Origin of the sequence: Rahnella aceris (assembly GCF_011684115.1) — a bacterium.
GTDB lineage: Bacteria > Pseudomonadota > Gammaproteobacteria > Enterobacterales > Enterobacteriaceae > Rahnella > Rahnella aceris.
In genome coordinates this window covers 275,801-294,911 of record NZ_JAADJV010000002.1, presented here as the reverse complement: position 1 = coordinate 294,911, position 19,111 = coordinate 275,801, and the positions used below count along the sequence as shown (strand labels likewise).

Annotated in this window: 12 protein-coding genes; 2 read left to right on the top strand and 10 right to left on the bottom strand. The window is 53.1% G+C overall.

Translation table 11 applies throughout. The features are described 5' to 3' along the window. Positions 1 to 194: 194 nt before the first annotated feature. On the top strand, positions 195 to 680 hold the full coding sequence (gene folA, locus GW591_RS13735; protein ID WP_013577047.1) for a type 3 dihydrofolate reductase: 486 nt from the start codon (positions 195 to 197) through the stop codon (positions 678 to 680). Positions 681 to 762: 82 nt separating this feature from the next. On the opposite strand, the gene apaH is transcribed toward folA, so the two are convergent. The 6 genes from apaH to lptD form a co-directional block, all read right to left on the bottom strand. Continuing rightward, positions 763 to 1,617: a bis(5'-nucleosyl)-tetraphosphatase (symmetrical) ApaH gene (gene apaH / locus GW591_RS13730; RefSeq protein WP_121019696.1), complete on the bottom strand. Its 855-nt coding sequence runs from the start codon at positions 1,615 to 1,617 to the stop codon at positions 763 to 765. A 5-nt stretch (positions 1,618 to 1,622) separates the two neighbouring features. Continuing rightward, the gene (gene apaG, locus GW591_RS13725) at positions 1,623 to 2,000 is read right to left on the bottom strand and encodes a Co2+/Mg2+ efflux protein ApaG (protein WP_013577045.1); all 378 of its coding nucleotides are present in this window, start codon (positions 1,998 to 2,000) and stop codon (positions 1,623 to 1,625) included. A 4-nt stretch (positions 2,001 to 2,004) separates the two neighbouring features. Further along, positions 2,005 to 2,832, bottom strand: coding sequence for a 16S rRNA (adenine(1518)-N(6)/adenine(1519)-N(6))-dimethyltransferase RsmA (rsmA, locus tag GW591_RS13720; protein ID WP_112197249.1), 828 nt, complete (start codon positions 2,830 to 2,832; stop codon positions 2,005 to 2,007). Between the two features lie 5 nt (positions 2,833 to 2,837). Then, positions 2,838 to 3,845, bottom strand: coding sequence for a 4-hydroxythreonine-4-phosphate dehydrogenase PdxA (pdxA, locus tag GW591_RS13715; RefSeq protein WP_166860804.1), 1,008 nt, complete (start codon positions 3,843 to 3,845; stop codon positions 2,838 to 2,840). Beyond that, positions 3,835 to 5,130 carry a peptidylprolyl isomerase SurA gene (surA, locus tag GW591_RS13710; RefSeq protein ID WP_013577042.1) on the bottom strand — a complete coding sequence of 432 codons (1,296 nt, stop codon included), beginning with the start codon at positions 5,128 to 5,130 and terminating at the stop codon, positions 3,835 to 3,837. Before surA ends, pdxA begins: the two co-directional genes overlap by 11 nt. Positions 5,131 to 5,216: 86 nt before the next feature. Further along, on the bottom strand, positions 5,217 to 7,592 hold the full coding sequence (gene lptD / locus GW591_RS13705) for an LPS assembly protein LptD (protein WP_013577041.1): 2,376 nt from the start codon (positions 7,590 to 7,592) through the stop codon (positions 5,217 to 5,219). 181 nt (positions 7,593 to 7,773) lie between these two features. On the opposite strand from lptD, the gene djlA reads away from it, so the two are divergent. After that, positions 7,774 to 8,595: a co-chaperone DjlA gene (djlA, locus tag GW591_RS13700; protein WP_013577040.1), complete on the top strand. Its 822-nt coding sequence runs from the start codon at positions 7,774 to 7,776 to the stop codon at positions 8,593 to 8,595. 69 nt (positions 8,596 to 8,664) lie between these two features. On the opposite strand, the gene GW591_RS13695 is transcribed toward djlA, so the two are convergent. From GW591_RS13695 to GW591_RS13680, 4 genes are all read right to left on the bottom strand, one after another. Continuing rightward, a complete protein-coding gene (locus GW591_RS13695) occupies positions 8,665 to 12,441 on the bottom strand; it encodes a S6 family peptidase (RefSeq protein WP_112150999.1) in 3,777 nt (1,258 codons plus the stop codon). A 206-nt stretch (positions 12,442 to 12,647) separates the two neighbouring features. Then, a complete protein-coding gene (gene rluA / locus GW591_RS13690) occupies positions 12,648 to 13,349 on the bottom strand; it encodes a bifunctional tRNA pseudouridine(32) synthase/23S rRNA pseudouridine(746) synthase RluA (protein ID WP_015690474.1) in 702 nt (233 codons plus the stop codon). A gap of 66 nt (positions 13,350 to 13,415) precedes the next feature. Further along, a complete protein-coding gene (gene rapA, locus GW591_RS13685) occupies positions 13,416 to 16,313 on the bottom strand; it encodes an RNA polymerase-associated protein RapA (RefSeq protein ID WP_121019698.1) in 2,898 nt (965 codons plus the stop codon). 209 nt (positions 16,314 to 16,522) lie between these two features. Beyond that, positions 16,523 to 18,928: a DNA polymerase II gene (locus GW591_RS13680; RefSeq protein WP_318645648.1), complete on the bottom strand. Its 2,406-nt coding sequence runs from the start codon at positions 18,926 to 18,928 to the stop codon at positions 16,523 to 16,525. Between the last annotated feature and the right edge of the window lie 183 nt (positions 18,929 to 19,111).

The following is a 19,111-nucleotide window of genomic DNA, read 5'->3' as shown; positions in this document are numbered from 1 at the left end:
GTACCTTCCTGCTTTTGAGCGTCCTTTACCGCCGGAACCGCTACTTTTGGCGGGGAATATCCCGGCAGGGTAAGAGCTCTCTTATATCTTTGTAAAGCGTGGGTCTCCCTATCGACGGCTGATGGGGCTTTCCGTATAGTGGCAGCTCTTTTTTGGGGTCACGCACAAATCCTTTTTCTACACAGGGCTTCACAATGATTATTAGCCTGATCGCCGCACTGGCGACCGATCGCGTTATTGGCATGGAAAACGCTATGCCTTGGCATTTACCTGGTGATCTGGCCTGGTTTAAGCGTAATACGCTCAACAAACCCGTCATCATGGGGCGAAAGACGTTTGAGTCAATCGGACGCCCGTTGCCTGGCCGGCTGAATATTGTCATCAGCTCTAAACCGGGCGAGCATGAAGGTGTGACCTGGGTAACGTCTGTTGACGCTGCGCTGGCGGCTGCCGGCGATGTGGAAGAAGTGATGGTGATGGGGGGCGGCCGCGTGTATGAGCAACTGCTGCCGAAGGCCAATCGTTTATATCTGACTCACATTGATGCCGAAGTCGAAGGGGATACACATTTCCCTGATTATGAGCCGGATGACTGGGAAAGCACATTCAGCGAATTCCACGATGCGGATGAGCAGAACTCTCATGGTTATTGCTTCGAAATCCTTGATCGCCGCGCCTGATCCTACGGCTGCGCGAGCCGTGTGACAATAAAAAGGCACCTTTTGCAGGTGCCTTTTTGCTGTCTGAATGTCCGCTGTTTGATCAAACGGCTTTCGGGATTTCAGACTGCTGTTTTTCGCTCTGGCGGTTTGAAGGCTGGGCGAAGTAGGTTTTGTCTTCCCAGCGCAGCATGGTCAGGTCACCGCCCCAGCAGCAGCCGGTATCCAGCGCATAAATGCCTTCCGGCGTGCCTTTCCCTTCCAGTGATGCCCAGTGTCCGAACGCAATACTGTAGCCTGCTTCCTGTAAAGGCCCCGGAATATCAAACCAGGGTTTCAGCGGCTTCGGCGCGTTTTCCGGGATATCTTTGCAGATCATATCCAGTTGTCCGTTCGGGAAGCAATAACGCATGCGGGTGAAAGCATTGGTGCTGAAACGCAAACGCGCCAGACCCGTCAGTTCAGGATGCCAGTTGTTCGGCATATCGCCATACATCGCATCCAGAAACAGCGGATAAGTATCGCTGCTCAGGACGGCTTCCACTTCACGGGCGCACATTTGAGCGGTGTCGAGATCCCATTGCGGCGTGATCCCTGCGTGGGCCATGACCAGCTTCAGATCTTCATCAACCTGCAGTACCGGCTGGCGGCGCAACCAGTTGATCAGTTCGTCAGCGTCTTCGGCTTCAAGCAAGGGCGTGATGCGGTCTTTCGGTTTGTTGAAACTGATCCCCGCGTAAACCGCCAGCAGATGCAGATCGTGGTTACCGAGCACCATCCGGACACAATCCCCCAAACCGCTGACAAAACGCAGCACTTCGAGCGAGGACGGACCGCGGGCGACTAAATCACCCGTCAGCCACAGGACATCGTTTTGCGGATTAAAATCCACCTGCGCCAATAGCGCCTTGAGTTCATCGATGCAGCCGTGAACATCACCAATAAGATATGTCGACATGAGGATTAATTTATCAGCGTAGGGATGGCGAGGCGGAAGACCGGAACAGGCACACGGAAGGTTTCACCGTCTTGTGCGACCATTTCATAATGGCCTTCCATCGTGCCCAGTGGCGTTTCTAAAATGGCGCCGCTGGTATAGTAAAATTCATTGCCTGGCAGGATCAGCGGTTGTTCACCGATGACCCCTTCACCCTGGACTTCAGTCTGGCGACCGTTACTGTTGGTTATCAGCCAGTAACGGCGAAGCAGTTGCACATTAAAACGCCCCAGATTGCGGATGGTGATGGTGTAAGCGAAGACAAAACGTTCTTCTTCGGGTATCGACTGTGACTCAACGTAGATACTTTGCACCTGAACACAAACGCGGGGCGAATTAAGCATAACGCTACTCCTGAAGTTCCGGGGTTTTAGGTCGTGTGGACAACCAGTTAGCCAGTTTACAGAATTGCTCTACAGAAATATTTTCAGCACGCATGCTGAGATCTAAACCCAGTTCGGTCATTTGTTCAGAAGTGAACAGGTGGCCGAGGCTGTTACGCACTGTTTTACGACGCTGGTTGAAAGCATCCGTGGTCAGACGGCTCAGAATGCGAATATCAGGCACCGGATACGGGATCACTTCATGCGGCACTAAACGTACCACAGCGGATTCCACTTTAGGCGCCGGTGTGAAGGATTCTGGTGGAACTTCCAGAACCGGGATCACATTGCAGTAATATTGCGCCATCACCGTTAAACGACCATACGCTTTGCTGTTCGGGCCTGCAACCAGACGGTTTACCACTTCCTTCTGCAACATAAAATGCATGTCTTTGATGGCGTTGGTATAAGTGAACAAATGGAACATCAGCGGCGTAGAAATGTTGTACGGCAGGTTACCAAAGACACGCAGCGGCTGACCGAGCTCTTCAGACAGTTCGCCGAAATTGATTTTCATCGCATCAGACTGGATGACCCGCAGTTTGCCCTGAAACTTAGGGTTATTTTCCAGACGCGTTGCCAGATCGCGGTCGAGTTCGATGACCGTCATGCTGTCCAGGCGCGAAGCAACAGGCTCAGTTAACGCCGCCAGACCGGGACCGATTTCAACGACAGCCTCGCCCGGCATAGGGTGAATGGCCGACACGATGCTATCGATAACAAACTGATCGGTTAAGAAGTTTTGCCCAAAACGTTTACGGGCAAAGTGACCTTGGTGGACTCTACTATTCATTGTTGTTATTTATCGTTGCTGTTATTTGCCATGTGAATGGCGAGATTTATTGCTGTCTTGAAACTGCCCGCATCGGCGGTGCCGGTGGCGGCGAGTTCAAGGGCGGTACCGTGATCAACGGAAGTCCGGATAAAAGGCAGGCCGAGTGTGATATTCACTGCGCGACCAAATCCCTGATATTTTAGCACCGGAAGGCCCTGATCGTGATACATCGATAAAACAGCATCGGCATGTTGCAGATATTTAGGCTGGAATAACGTATCAGCGGGCAGCGGGCCGATGAGATTCATCCCTTGCTGGCGCAGTTCGTCCAGTGCAGGAATGATAATGTCGATCTCTTCGTGCCCCATGTGGCCACCTTCGCCGGCATGTGGATTCAGGCCACACACATAAATTTGCGGCTCGGTAATACCAAATTTGGTTTTCAGATCATGATGCAAAATGGTGATGACTTCATGCAGACACTGGCGGGTAATCGCGCCAGGCACTGCCAGCAAAGGCAAATGCGTGGTCGCCAGCGCAACGCGCAACTCTTCGGTTGCCAGCATCATCACAACACGGTCGCAATGGCTGCGGTCAGCAAAGAATTCGGTATGGCCGATGAAGGGAATTCCGGCATCGTTGATAATGCTTTTTTGAACCGGGCCGGTGATCAGTGCAGCGAATTCACCGCTGATAGCACCGTCGCAGGCACGTGCCAGCGTTTCCACCACGTAGGGCGCATTAGCCACATCAAGTTTACCTGCGGTCACCGGGACGGCGAGTTTAACAGGCAAAACGGTCAATGTGCCCGCAGCCTGAGGCTCTGGCGGACGCGCTCTCTGATAATCGCGTAAGCGGATATTCAGGCCGAGTTTCTCAGCACGTTCAAGCAGTAAGGCCGGATCGGCACAGACCACTAACTCAACAGGCCATGCCTGCTGAGCCAGCGCCAGTACCAGATCCGGCCCAACCCCGGCCGGTTCGCCGGGGGTAATGACCACAGATTGTGTCACGGAAGTATTATTTTCCATTCCCATCCATAATTTTCACATACGCTTCAGCACGTTGTTCCTGCATCCATGTCTGGGCTTCTTCCGCAAATTTGCGGTTGAACAGCATGCGGTAAGCACGTTCTTTCTGTGCCGCATCTGTTTTATCGACCTGACGGGTGTCGATAAGTTGGATCAAGTGCCAGCCAAACGAAGAGTGAACCGGTGCACTGATTTCGCCTTTTTTCAGGTTCATCAACGCATCACGGAATGCAGGATCGTACATATCTGGTGACGCCCAACCTAAATCGCCGCCCTGATTAGCAGAGCCAGGATCCTGAGAAAGCTGTTTGGCTTCATCAGCGAATGTGGCTTTACCGCTCTTAATATCAGCCGCAACCTGTTCCAGTTTCGCCCGCGCCTGCGCATCCGTCATTACGACAGAAGGTTTCAGCAGGATGTGACGGGCGTGAACCTCGGTGACAGAAACCGTTTTATTGTCGCCACGGATATCGTTCACTTTCAGAATGTGGAAACCAACACCAGAACGGATCGGGCCAATGACCTGGCCTTTCTGAGCGGTGCTTAACGCCTGAGCAAACAGGGAAGGCAGTTCCTGCAATTTGCCCCAGCCCATGTTGCCGCCTTTCAGTGCCTGGGAATCAGCCGAGTAGGTGATAGCCAGTTTGCCAAAGTCCGCACCATTGTTCAGATCAGCAACAATTTTCTTCGCCAGCTGTTCTGCAGAATCAACCTGATCCTGAGTTGGGTTTTCTGGCAGTGGCAACAGAATATGGCTGAGGTTGAATTCAGCACCGCTGCCGTTTTGCGCCGCAACCTGTTTGGCAAGCTGATCCACTTCCTGAGGCAGTATGGTGACACGGCGACGCACTTCACTGTTACGTACTTCGCTGATGATCATTTCCTTGCGAATCTGCGTACGGTAAGTGCTGTAGTTCATTCCGTCATAAGCCAGACGGCTGCGCAGTTGATCAACAGAAATGTTGTTTTGCTGTGCAATACCTGCAATGGCTTTATCCACGTCCTGATCGGTTGGCGTGATGCCCATTCGGGTCGCCATTTGTAACTGGATCTGATCCATGATCAAACGGTCGAGGATCTGGTGACGCAGAGTCGCATCATCCGGCAACTGCTGTTTAGCCTGCTGTGCCTGCTGTTTTACAGAATTAAACAAGCTATCAACGTCACTTTGCAATACCACGCCGTTGTTAACGACGGCGGCAACTTTATCAACTTCCTGAGGGGCAGCAAACGCAGTGCTGGCACAAAGCGTCACGCCGAGGAGAAGTGTTCTCCAGTTCTTCATACTTTTTCCATTTGTCTAATCCGCAAGCGCGGGTTTCAAGTTCACTGAATTCGTCGTGTCTTCACGAAATGAATCGTGTTTCGGGCTTAGAAAGCGCGTTGATAAGGCAGTATGCCGCTGGCCAACATTTCTTTCGTTCCGAGGGTTTGATTGTTACCCAGGCCTCTAAGTTCAATATTGAAACCAATCTTATTGTCATATTTACTTTCTGACTTAACCGTATCGTAGCTGGTGATCTTACGTTCATAACCAACATTGATAGCCCAGCAGCATGTGTTGTATTGCAAACCAATAAGCTGATCGGCTGGCTGCTGTGCTTTGGTGTCGTAATAATACGCCCCCACGATTGCCCAACGGTCAGCAATCGGCCAACTGGCGATGCCGCCAACCTGCGAAATACCGTCCTGATAACCCGGGTTGGTAACGTTAGGTAACGTTGCCTGAATATATTCCGGGCTGGCGTAACGGTAACTCAGCTGAATCATTCTTTCTGAGTCTGCGCGGTACTCAAGCACGGCATCGCCTAAAGCCAGCGCATCCAGACGGGTGTCATACTGCACGCCGCCACGGATACCCCAGAAATTGTTGATTTTGTAGTAGCTGTCACCGGCCCACACCAGGCTGCCCGTATCATCATTTTTATCCAGGACGCTATCAACGTCACCGGTGCGTGGCGGCTGGAAGTAATAAATCTGACCGGCAGAGGCATTAAAGCGCTCTTCCAGATTTTCGTCATAGATACGGGTCGTTAAACCGCTCGCCACCTGGTTTGCAGAGGCAATACGGTCCAGACCACTGTAGCTTTTATCGCGGAACAGGCCGGTGTAGTCGGACTGTAACAGCGTCGAGTCATAGGTATTGATCGAGCTCTGATTGCGGTAAGGGATATACAGGTACTGCACGCGCGGTTCGAGGGTCTGGGTGTAGTCACTGTTCCAGTCCATCGTGCGGTCGAACACCATTTTGCCGTCGCTTTTAAACTCAGGCATCGTACGGTTCACGGATGAACGCAGTTTGGTGTTCGGATTGCTATCGTAATACGCGTCCGGAATATCCTGCTGATAGTGGGTTGTCATCAGCTTCACTTCGTTATCCAGACTTCCCCAGCCATTACTGAGTGGCAGGCTGATAGTCGGTTCGAAGTGTGTACGCACGGCTTCCGGGTTGTCAGGGTTCACGCTGGTGAATTTCACCGCCTGACCGTACAGATGCAGGTCAAACGGGCCCACATCATTTTTGTAATAGTTAATATCCAGCTGTGGCTGTGCACGGTAAGCGTTGGCGTTCCCGAAATCTGAGAACACCTGGAACTGCTTACTGGCCAGTGTGACATCCCAGTTTTGGTTCGCGTAACCTACGCTGAATTTCTGCGTGGAATAGCCGTCAGTACTGGAACCGTATTTCGAATCGAAATCGGTGAAGTAATAAGGGTCACTGACCTTGGTATAGTCGACGTTGAAGCGCCAAACCTGATCGTATACACCGGCATGACGCCAGTAATACATCCAGCGCTTGGTTTTATCGCTGGTACGGTTTTCATCTTCGACATACTGCTGATCGATTTTCTTATCGTTACCCAGATAATCGAATTCCATCAGACCCGCACCGGCAACGGTCAGGTAGCGGAATTCATTTTGCAGTTGCAGACCACGGTTGCTCATGTAATTGGGCGTAATCGTGGCATCGTAGTTTGGCGCAATGTTCCAGTAGTAAGGAACGGTGACACCAACGCCATTATTGCTGCTGTAGTTAGCATTAGGGATAAGGAAACCGGAACGACGCTTATTGCCAATCGGCAACTGCATGTACGGGCTGTAGAACACCGGCACCGGACCGATATGGAAGCGGGCATTCCAGATTTCAGCCACTTCTTCCTGACGATCCTGAATCACTTCGGAACCGACGACGCTCCAGCTGTTATCGCCAGGCAGACAGGTGGTAAATGTACCGTTATCCATGATGGTGTAACGGTTGTTGTCACGCTGCTTCATTTTGTCAGCCTGACCACGTCCCTGACGGCCGACCATCTGGTAGTCGCCATCCTGAACATCAGTATCTTTGGTGGTCAGGTTCGCAAAGCCTTTCGGGCCATTCAGCTTGATTTGGTTATCGTTATAACGCACGTTGCCGGTCGCAGTAGCGGTTCGGGTCGGGGTCGGCTGATTGGGATTGGCGATTTGATTAAGCTGAACCTGATCAGCATCCAGTGTGCTGTTGCCCTGAACAACGTTAACGTTGCCGCTAAACAGCGCACTGTCAGGATAATTGCCGGTCGCCTTATCGGCGTTGATGGTCACAGGCAGTGAATTAGGATCACCCTGCACCAAAGGTTTGTCATAGGTCGGAACGCCGAGCATACATTGTGCTGCGAGATCGGCCATTGCGCCGTGACTGTACAATACTGACCAGATTGTGGCGGCCAGCATTGTCGGTAAGCGTGTTTTCAGACGTCTGTTTTTCATACGTAAAATGGTGTTCCGTCATCAGAGGCATCATGCCGGCAAACGGTCAGAGACTATCTCACTCATCATGGTTGCGCTAGTGTTAAATCCCACCTGTTACGTTGCTGCCGTTAGGCACAACGATAAATGCCGGTTATGATAAAGCAATTTTTAAGCGACGGCATGGCGAATTGAGGAGTATATGCAGTATTGGGGAAAACTGCTCGGACTTATCCTGGGCTTATGGTCCGGTTTAGGCTTCTGGGGAATTGTAGCAGGGCTGCTGATAGGGCATATGTTTGATACCGCGCGTTCAGCGAAACGCAGAGGATATTTTGCCGATCAGCAGACACGTCAAACCATCTTTTTCCGCACCACGTTTGAGGTGATGGGAAATCTGACTAAATCAAAAGGCAGAGTTACCGAGGCGGATATTCAGATCGCCAGTCTTTACATGGAACGTATGCAGTTGCACGGCGAGCAGCGCGAAGCCGCACAACGCGCTTTTCGCGACGGGAAAGAAGCTGACTATCCCTTGCGTGAGAAAATGCGCGAACTGCGCACTGCGTGTTTTGGTCGTTTTGACCTGATACGGACTTTTCTGGAAATCCAGATCCAGGCCGCGTACGCCGACGGTTCATTGCATCCCAATGAACGCGAAGTGTTGTACGTGATTGCTGAAGAGCTCGGGATTTCACGGATGCAGTTCGATCAGTTCCTGCGCATGATGGAAGGCGGCCAGCAGTTTGGCGGTCACCAGCAGGGGGGACGCTCGTATGGCGGCGGTTATCACCAGACGCAGCAAGGCCCGACGCTGGCAGATGCCTGCAAAGTGCTGGGCGTGAATGCCACCGACGACGCAACGACCATTAAACGTGCCTACCGCAAACTGATGGGCGAGCATCATCCTGACAAACTGGTGGCGAAAGGTTTACCGCCTGAAATGATGGAAATGGCGAAGGAAAAAGCACAGGCGATTCAGGCGGCGTATGACCTGATCAAACGTGAAAAAGGCTTTAAATAACGTCATCATTAAAAAGGCGCTCTTTTCAGAGCGCCTTTTGCTTTGTGGGACACAGCCTTGTGTCAGGTGTCAGAACTTAAACGTCACCCCTGCCACAGCCTGCCAATAATCTACCCCTTCATCTTCCAGCCTGTGCTGATACTGTACACCGGTATTCAGTGACACATTCGGCATCGGATTGCTGATAATCCCCAGGTCTAGCATCCCGGAACTGCCTGCAGCACCGCTGTGGAAGCTGTTGCTGACGTCGCTGTAGGTGACTCCGATGTCCACTGACGCATCGTCTCTGAGATCTGTAATGAACAATGTATTCGCCGTAATCGCCCATTTACCAGCATTTGCGGTATCCCAGTCGTAGCGGTAACGCATCCCTAAGCGGGCAGTCTGACGGGTGATATCGTCATAATGAACCTTCGTATTATCAATATCCGTAAAATCATCGACTTGCAGGCGCTGAATACCAAATCCAACTAATGGTGTCAGCACATGATTGCCCGCCTGGATTTTATATCCCACATCCACAGAGCCACCGAAGGAGGTCGCACTGATATCCGCCACGTCACTGCCGCGTAGGTCAGTCGATACATTGCCGTCATAGATGGCGACGTCCGAAGCTACATCCACCGTTAAACCGCTGACATACTGATACGACAGCAGTGAAGAGAGTCCCCAGGTGGTGTATTGCGTTTTGCTGTTGCCGTCGGCGGCATCCGGCGTGACATCCAGATTAGCGCTGGAAAGGCCAAGGCTGAGTGCCAGCGAGTGGGTGTCGTTACCCAGTTGCATCACTTTGGCACCCAATAGCCAGCCTTCTTCTTTCTGCGTGTAGTCGTAGCCATAATCCATAAAGCCGAGTGCTGAATGATAGTTGTCTTCTCCGTTGAGATACTGGAAGAAGAGATTCTGTTTCTTATCATCCTGTGCCAGAACCTGATTGCGGAAGGTTTCACTCACGCGACTGTTGTAGCTCAGCAGGGCGGAAGGTAAAGACAGATAAGAAGGCACCTGCGGCGTAACGGCCGGACGCGTATTTTTTCCGCTATCATCGTCATCTGGCGTCGGTGCCGGCGGGACCGGCGTGTCATCACCTTCATCCGGCGTTGGTTCAGGAACCGGTGTATCGTCGTCCTCGCCATCGTCTTCATCATCCGGCGTCGGTACTGGCGGAACCGGCGTGTTATCGACCGGTACCGTATTGTCGCCTTCGGTCAGCATGTTGTTTTGCAGACGGTAATCCCAGAACTGATCGCCGCTGCCTGCCACTTCACGCTGTTCTTCAGAGCTGCGGCCCGGTGCGAAGGCATACAGGTTATAGGCGTAAGCGCCGCGCGCCACGTATTCCCCCGCCAGTCTGAAGCTGTCTTTGGTTGCCTTACCGGCCACCTGGATCAGCGACACGCCTTCCTGATTATCCGCCGCGCCATCATTATCCGTATCGGTGAAGAAACCCGCCCCTGACGGTGTGACTTGAACACTCACCGGTGCAGAGGAAACCATGTCGCCGTTGATCAGCAGCTTGTCGGTTTGTGTGAAAGCCGGATCGAAATGCGTGCGCAGGCTGAGCAGATTATTGCTGCCCGCCGCCATTGTGCCGTTAACGGTTTGCGTGGCCGCGACAAATGTATCGCTCTCGCTTTCGTTTTCGGCTGGCCAGTGTGGCAGAAGCTGCACATCATCTTTCAGGATCAGATCGGCGACGGTGTTGTTACCGGCCAGCACCGTGTTTTTCTCCATCGTGACGGTGGACGCAAGGGAGCCGTTGAGGATCAGCGCGCCGCTGTAAATATTGGTGGCACCGGTGAACGTATTCTCGCTGTTGATGTACAGCGCGCCCGGCGCCATTTTCTTCAGGGTTCCGTTACCGGAAATAGTGGCGTCAATCACCACGTCATTATTGCCGTCGGTGCTGGTGGTTTTACTGTCTGTCTGATCAACAGAAATCATACTGCCGGAAGCCAGTTCCACCTTGCCGCTCAGATGCGATTTACTGTTCAGCATCATGTTTGCCAGCTCGTTGAGCTTCACGTTGGCATCCAGTGTGGCGTGCTCGTTAACGCGCAGGGTGGCACGGCTGGCCACATCCACATTGTTTATCGTATAGGTTTCATCAATCCAGTCGTCACTGAACACTACATTACCGGCGTGCGGAGTCGGGCGACCCGCCAGTCTCAGAATGCCATTTTGCACGGAGAGCTGATTCAGGTCAGCACCGCCCGCCAGTTCCCAGAAGCCTGCGGAAGAGTCCGCTGCATAATCGACGTTTAAATTCGACGCCGTTTCCTGACTGCCGAGATGGCCGACGAAGGTCTGGTTACTGCTGTTGTTCAGCGTCAGGGTGCTGAGCTGGTCTGCATTGCCGTTAATAATGGCCGCACCGGAATCACTGTGATTGATGCTGCTGAAAGCCATGTCATAGCCATTGAGATCAAGATTGCCGCCGCGATAACCAAAGTAAATGTCGCTGCCGGTAATCTGGTTTTCGCCGCCGATCTGCACGGTCGGTCGACCGCTGACAATGGTGACTTTGGAGAAGGCTTTTTGCTCCCCGGCTTCATTGGCCTGCTGGGCTAACACCACCAGCCCGTCGCCGACATTCAGCGCGCCGCCATTATTCCCCACGGCATTGACGTACAGCGTACCTTCGCCGATTTTATGTAAAGTATCTCCGGCTAAACCGTTCACTTCCCAGTCAACGGTTTTATCCGCATCGACTTCGATCCCGCCGCCCACCCAGGTGCTGTTCGCACCTTCAGCCGACACCACCCGGTAATCGTTCGAGAATTGCAGTTTTGCGGCACCATGATTGACGGCGCTATCAAGTACGATCAGGCCGCCATCACCGGCAAAGCGCAGATCTTTTGAGGCATCGAGTTCTTCATTGCTGGCCTGCGAAGGGAGTTGCTTATCAACACCGTGCCACTGCCAGCTGTTTTCGCCTTGCGTAATATTGGCCGCAGTCCAATGAATATCGCCATCTGCTGCCACGTCGGTCACATCAGGATCGGTATTAGCAGCAATCACTTTGTTCATAAAATTGAGCTGCATATCCAGCGTATAACTGGTGTATTCATATCCTGTTTTTCCTGTGCCTCCCCATGGGGAAACACCGAAGATTTTCCATTCTTTATCTACGTTATCATAAACATACAACGGACTTCCGCTGTCGCCTGCTTGTATCGCTGAACTGAATGGCTGAGCACGTGCATCAGGCGGCCCGTAGTTAACCCAGCGTAATCTTGACGGTTCAAAGATTGGGTTGACCACGGTGCCGCCGCTTTTCCATTCGTAAGCGCCGGTAATATAAACGGGTTTTTTAGTGACGGGGTCGACCTGATATTGTGTTCCGGCACCGGCTCGCGCGAAATAAACATAGCGTTCTCGGTTCTTACGCACATCCTGAGTATCCACGGTGGGTACCGGCGCGGCATCGGTCACGACTTTATTTAAACGTGGAACATGGAAATCTTTATTCCAGGTGAGATATTGAGGGTCAATATTTCGGTTAATTAATTTATAGGAAGTTTTATATTTTGCTTTATTACCGAAATCGACAGCGGTATAACCGCCATTGTGAGCAACGCTGACGACATAAGAGGGGGCGATGACTGTCGCAAAACCTAAGCTGTTAATTGCGCCGAAATCGGGCATAGGGAAATTCAGGATGCCTGCGGACGTACCATCCATCTTAAAGACTTCGATGTTTTCTTCACCGACGGTGTATTTGCCCAGATTCTCTGCGAAGTCGCGGTAGTCCTGAACCGCAACATCTTCACGCATGATACCGGCATCGGCATCAAAAAGCGCCAATGCAATCAGGCTGCTGAGCAGCTTTGGTTTCCATTTCATGTCGTCTTCCCTGAAGGGTGAATAATTAAATTTGAATAAATAGGGCGGGATGTTATCAGGCGTGCGGGGCGAATTAACAGGGAAGGGAATAGGTGAGGAAGCCGATATTATATTTTTTGGCAAGGTAAATTCTGATAAAACAACACGATGGTAATGTAATACATATTACTTAATAGTGATTGAAGAAAAATGTATTATTTGAATGGTTAAAAATCCGGCTCGCAGTTAAATACCAGCGGCGCATCGGTTATCGGATGATAAAACGATAATTCCTGTGCGTGCAGTTGCAAACGACCGGCCGCTGCCAGTGCCTGCGGATGGGCATAGAATTTATCGCCCAGAATCGGATGCCCGAGCGCCAGAAGGTGCACGCGCAACTGGTGCGAACGTCCGGTAATCGGCCGCAGTTTCACCCGCGTTGTGCCGTCATCATCCCATGACATCACTTCATACTGCGTCAGCGCTTTCTTGCCGGTCTCGTGACAGACCTTCTGTTTCGGCCGGTTAGGATAATCGCAAATCAGCGGCAAATCGATAATGCCGTAATCTTCTTCAACCCGTCCCCAGACCCGCGCGATATACACTTTCTTGGTTTCGCGTTCGCGGAACTGGCGTTTAAGTTCACGCTCAGCGTCTTTGGTCAGCGCCACCACGATCACGCCGCTGGTGGACATATCCAGACGATGGACGGACTCAGCCTCAGGAAATTCCTGCTGAATACGCGTCATCAGGCTGTCCTGATGCTCGGCCAGCTTGCCCGGCACGGAAAGCAGCCCGCTCGGCTTATTGACCACCATGATGTGTTCATCCTGAAAAATCACCTGTAACCAGGGATCGGTCGGCGGATTGTAATTCTCCAGCGGCCGGGTTTTCGACGGTTCAGGGATAGTCGGTTGATGTTCGCTCATAGCGGTTTCAGTCTGCATTCAGGTTGAAATAAATAAGGGATGCAGACCGGCTGCATCCCGTCGGGCTTACTGATGGCTCACCACCACCAGGCGGATCGCATCCAGACGCCAGCTGGCATCGTTCAGATTCGCCAGCACCTGCTTACGGTTAGAGTCTACCGATTCCAGTTCGTCATCGCGAATGTTCGGGTTCACTTCTTTCAGCGCTTTCAGACGATCCAGTTCTTTGGTCAGTTGCTCGTCAGCTTCCACTTTCGCTGCTTCAATCAGGGCGCGTGCCTGATCGGCAATTTCCGCTTCTGCCTGTTGCAGCATGGCGTGAACATCCTGCTGCACGGCATTCACCAGTTTACTGGAGTTGTGACGGTTGATGGCATTCAGCTGACGGTTAAAACTCTCAAATTCAACCTGAGCCGCCAGATTGGTGCCTTTACGATCCATCAGCATACGCACCGGTGTCGGTGGCAGGAAACGGGTCAGTTGCAGATGCTTCGGCGCCTGACATTCCACCACGTAAACCAGTTCCGCCAGCAAGGTACCGACCGGCAGCGCTTTGTTTTTCAGGATCGATACCGCACAACTGCCGGTATCACCGGAAAGGATCAGATCCAGACCGTTACGCACGATCGGATGTTCCCAGCTGATAAACTGTGCATCTTCACGCGAGAGCGCCTGTTCACGATCGAAGGTCACGGTGCAACCGTCTTCCGGCAGACCCGGGAAATCCGGCACCAGCATGTGATCAGACGGCGTCAGGACGATCAGGTTATCGCTGCGATCTTCCTGATTGATGCCGACGATATCGAACAGGTTCAGCGCAAAGTTGACCAGGTTAACGTCGTTATCCTGCTCGCCGATTTCCTTCGCCAGTTGTTGAGCACGTTCGCCACCGTTGGAATGCATCTCCAGCAGGCGGTCACGGCCATTTTCCAGCTTCTCTTTCAGCGCGTCATGTTCGGCGCGACATGTAAGAATGAACTCGCCCAGACCTTCCTGCGCGGCAGGTGCCGCCAGGAACGCAATCAGTTGCTCATAAGCGCTGTCGTAAATGGTGCGGCCAGTCGGACAGGTATGTTCGAATGCGTCCAGACCTTCATGGAACCAGCGAACCAGTACCGACTGCGCGGTCTGCTCGAGGTATGGCACCATGATGTCGATATTGTTTTGCTGGCCGATACGATCCAGACGCCCGATACGCTGTTCCAGCAGATCCGGGTTGAACGGCAGGTCGAACATCACCATCTTGCTGGCAAACTGGAAGTTACGGCCTTCGGAGCCGATTTCAGAACACAGCAGAACCTGCGCGCCTTCTTCCTGGGAAGCAAAGTAAGCGGCGGCGCGGTCACGTTCGATGATCGACAAACCTTCGTGGAACACAGCAGCACGGATCGCTTCACGCTCCCGCAGAACCTGTTCCAGTTGCAATGCAGTGGCGGCTTTAGCGCAGATCACCAGTACTTTTTCGTCGCGGTTGGCGGTCAGATAACCGAGCAGCCATTCGACGCGCGGATCAAAGTTCCACCAGGTGGCGTTCTCGCCTTCAAATTCCTGATAAATCTGTTCCGGATACAGCATGTCGTGCGCACGGGCTTCGGCGGTTTTCTTCGCGCCCATAATGCCCGAGACTTTTATCGCGGTCTGATACTGCGTCGGCAGCGGCAGTTTCACTGCATGCAGATGACGTTCAGGGAAACCTTTCACGCCATTACGGGTGTTACGGAAGAGTACGCGGCTGGTACCGTGACGGTCCATCAGCATGGAAACCAGCTGTTTCGCTGCGGCTTCGTCGCCTTTATTGGCGGCGGTCAGCAGGGCATCGGTATCGGCATTGCCGACACTTTCACCCAGCAACGCCAGCGCTTCCGGCGTCAGCGGTTCTTTGTTGAGTAACAGGGTCACGGCATCAGCCACCGGCTGATATTGCTGTTGTTCTTCGATGAATTCTTCGTAATCGTGGAAACGGTCCGGATCCAGCAGGCGCAGGCGCGCAAAGTGGCTTTCCTGGCCCAGTTGCTCCGGCGTAGCGGTCAGCAGCAGAACACTCGGGATTTGCTGGGAAAGCTGTTCGATAACCTGATATTCGCGGCTCGGCGCGTCTTCGCTCCACACCAGATGGTGGGCCTCGTCGACCACCAGCATATCCCAGGCCGCATCGGATAACTGCTCGAGACGGGATTTATTGCGGCGCACGAAATCAAGGGAACAGATCACCAGTTGTTCAGTTTCAAACGGGTTCGTTGCTTCGTGGATGGATTCAGCGTAGCGATCGTCGTCAAACAAAGAGAAGCGCAGATTGAAGCGGCGCAGCATTTCTACCAGCCACTGGTGTTGCAGGGTTTCTGGCACCACGATCAGTATGCGTTCGGCACGGCCGGACAACAGTTGCTGATGAATAATCATGCCCGCTTCGATAGTTTTGCCCAGACCCACTTCATCGGCGAGTAAAACGCGCGGCGCATGGCGCTGACCGACTTCATAAGCGATGTGCAACTGATGTGGGATCAGGCTGGCACGCATACCGCGCAGACCGCCGAATTCCAGACGGAACTGTTCACGCTGATATTTACGGGCGCGGAAACGCAGGGCAAAACGGTCCATACGGTCAATCTGACCGGCGAACAGACGATCCTGCGGTTTGCTGAAGGTCAGTTTGCTGTCGAGCAGCACTTCGCGCATGGCAACGCCGGTTTCTTCTGTGTCCAGACGGGTGCCGATATAGGTCAACAGACCTTTGTCTTCAACAACTTCTTCGACCTGCAACTGCCAGCCTTCGTGACAGCTGATGGTATCACCGGGGTTGAACATCACGCGGGTGATCGGGGAATCATTTCGGGCATACAAACGGTTTTCACCGGTGGCGGGGAAAAGCAGGGTGACCATGCGCACATCCAGCGCGACTACGGTTCCTAATCCTAATTCGCTTTCCGTATCGCTTATCCAGCGTTGACCCAATGTAAACGGCATAATCTCTCTCTGTGTTGTGTGCTCTGTATACGGCGACTGCGCAATGCTTGCTCAGCCCGCGATGTTTCACGGGCAATAGTTTTCTTTCCCCGCCAGATGGCGCGGAGTTGTTCACTGTGTGAGGATGATTCAGAAATGGGAAAGGGCGCTATGGTAATGGAAGGTAAGCGTTTCGTCACCTGTGAATCCCAAAGTGCCCCGTTTTTTGCTCAGAATAATCCCATCTGCCCTGTAATGAGTGTAGCAAAATCGTCGTGAAGGAAAGGTAAAATGCCATCGGCGACCGGCTCCAGCTGACGCTCGATATAATGGTCGTAGTCGATGGGCGACTGACGGTTTTCCAGCGGTTCAGGGCCGGACGTGGTCATCACGTAGCTGATCCAGCCGCCATTCTGATACTGTTTGGCGCGACCGTGCAGCACATTATAGTCATCCGCCAGCCGCGCCGCGCGGACATGCGGCGGGACGTTTTTCTCATAATCGCTCAGCTTGCGGCGCAGGCGTTTGCGGTACACCAGTTTGTCATCAAACTCGCCGCTGAGCGTGCGCGCCACGTAATCGCGCACGTAATCCTGATACGGCTGGCGGTGAAACACCCGCTCATACAGCGCCTGCTGAAACTCCTGCGCCAGCGGTGTCCAGTCGGTGCGCACCGTTTCCAGCCCTTTATACACGATGTGCTCGCCGTCGGCGTCTTTCACCAGACCGGCATAACGCTTTTTGCTGCCGGTTTCCGAGCCGCGAATGGTCGGCATCAGGAAACGCTGATAATGCGTTTCGAATTCCAGTTCCAGGGCGCTTTCCAGCCCGTATTCCTGTTGCAGATGGCCTTTCCACCACGCATTCACCTGTTCAACCAGACGGCGGCCAATCGCGTCGGCCTCTTCCTGCGAATGGGCTTTGTTCAGCCAGACAAAGGTAGAATCGGTGTCGCCGTAAATCACCTGAAAGCCTTCGGCTTCAATCAGCTCGCGGGTCTGGCGCATGATGTCGTGCCCGCGCAGGGTAATGGAGGACGCAAGGCGCGGATCAAAGAAGCGGCAGCCGCTGGAGCCGAGCACGCCATAAAAGGCGTTCATGATGATTTTCAGTGCCTGAGACAGCGGTTTGTTTTTTTGCTTTTTAGCGTCTTCGCGTCCCATCCAGATCTGGCGGACAATTTCCGGCAGACAATGTTTTTCCCGCGAGAAACGGGCGTTACGGTAGCCGGGCACGGAATGTTCGTCATCCGGTTGTTGCAGTCCGGCGACCAGCCCGACCGGGTCAATCAGAAAGGTGCGGATAATCGACGGGTACAGGCTTTTATAATCGAGCACCAGCACCGAATCATACAGGCCGGGGCGCGAATCCATCACAAAGCCACCCGGGCTCATTTCGCCCTGCAATTCGCCCATATTGGGCGCGACGTAACCGGCGCGGTGCATGCGCGGTAAATAAAGATGGGTAAAGGCCGCCACTGAACCGCCGCTGCGATCCACGGCCAGACCGGTGACCGAGGCGCGTTCCAGCAAAAACGGCATCAGTTCAGTTTTGGCAAAAATACGCGTCACCAGTTCGCAGTCTTTCAGGTTATAGCGTGCCAGCGCCGGTTTATCTTCCCGAAAACGTTGTTCGATTTCGGCCAGCCGCTGATAAGGATTATCGCTGGCTTTGCCTTCGCCTAATAAACTTTGCGAGACGAATTCCAGGCTGAACGAGTTGAAGTTCCAGAACGCCGATTTCAGTGCTTCAATGCCGTCGATGATCAGACGACCCGCAGCGGCAGCAAAAAAGTGCCCCTGTTTGAAACCGTGTTCACGCCATTCCAGTTCACCGCCGCCGCGCCCGAATTTCAGCGGGATTTTGTAGCGGTCAGCGTGTTTTTGTAAAACCCGCAGGTCAAACTGCACTACGCTCCAGCCGATAATGGCGTCGGGATCATAGATTTCCAGCCACTCATTGAGTTTTTCCAGCAACTGCGGGCGGCTGTCGACGTAAACCATGTTGAAATCAAATTGAGCATTAGGATCGCCGTTCGGCGGGCCGAGCATATACACGTGGCGCTGCCCGCAGCCTTCCAGCCCGATGCAGTACAACTCGCCGTTGCCGCTGGTTTCGATATCCAGAGAACACAGTTTCAGCGGCGGGCGGTAGTCCTCCGCCGGTTTCATTTTGGTGTCCATCAGCAGCTTGTCCGGCCCCGGTTTACCGCTGAACCACACCGGTGCGGTGATATAGCGTTCCATCAGGAAGCGTTCCGGCGGGCGGATATCCGCTTCGAAAACACTGACGCCATTTTCTTTCAGCAATTTTTCAATCCGCATTAACTGCCGGTGTTGCGGGCAGTAAAGCCCAAGAACGGCGCGGGAATGGAAATCCTGCAACGGCAACGGACGCAGACTGATATTTTTTTCATCAATGAGAATGCGCTCCGCCGCCGCGCGTTGTTCGGCCGGAATAAACGCCACCGATTCCTGTAAAGGCAGGCGCACTTTCTGCGGACCTTCGTCGGTCGCCAGCCACAATTCCACCTCGGTACCGCGCGGCGTGTCGCGCCAGTGGCGGGTCAGCACAAATCCCTGACGCGGCGGGGTGTCAGTGGCAGCAGAAGCGGGACGGACAAAGGTGGAAGTGATAAGCGCCTCGGAACGGTAAAGATGAACAGATAAGGAATCAGAACAGAGTATGGTTATTTATACAGTCTTTGTCTATGGCTCAGGTTTCTGCCAAATACGCATACAATTACCCGGTTGACTGTGATAGTTCATGCGCTGACAATTCAGCCGATTGATGTATTTACTACAATGAGAATGCAGAAA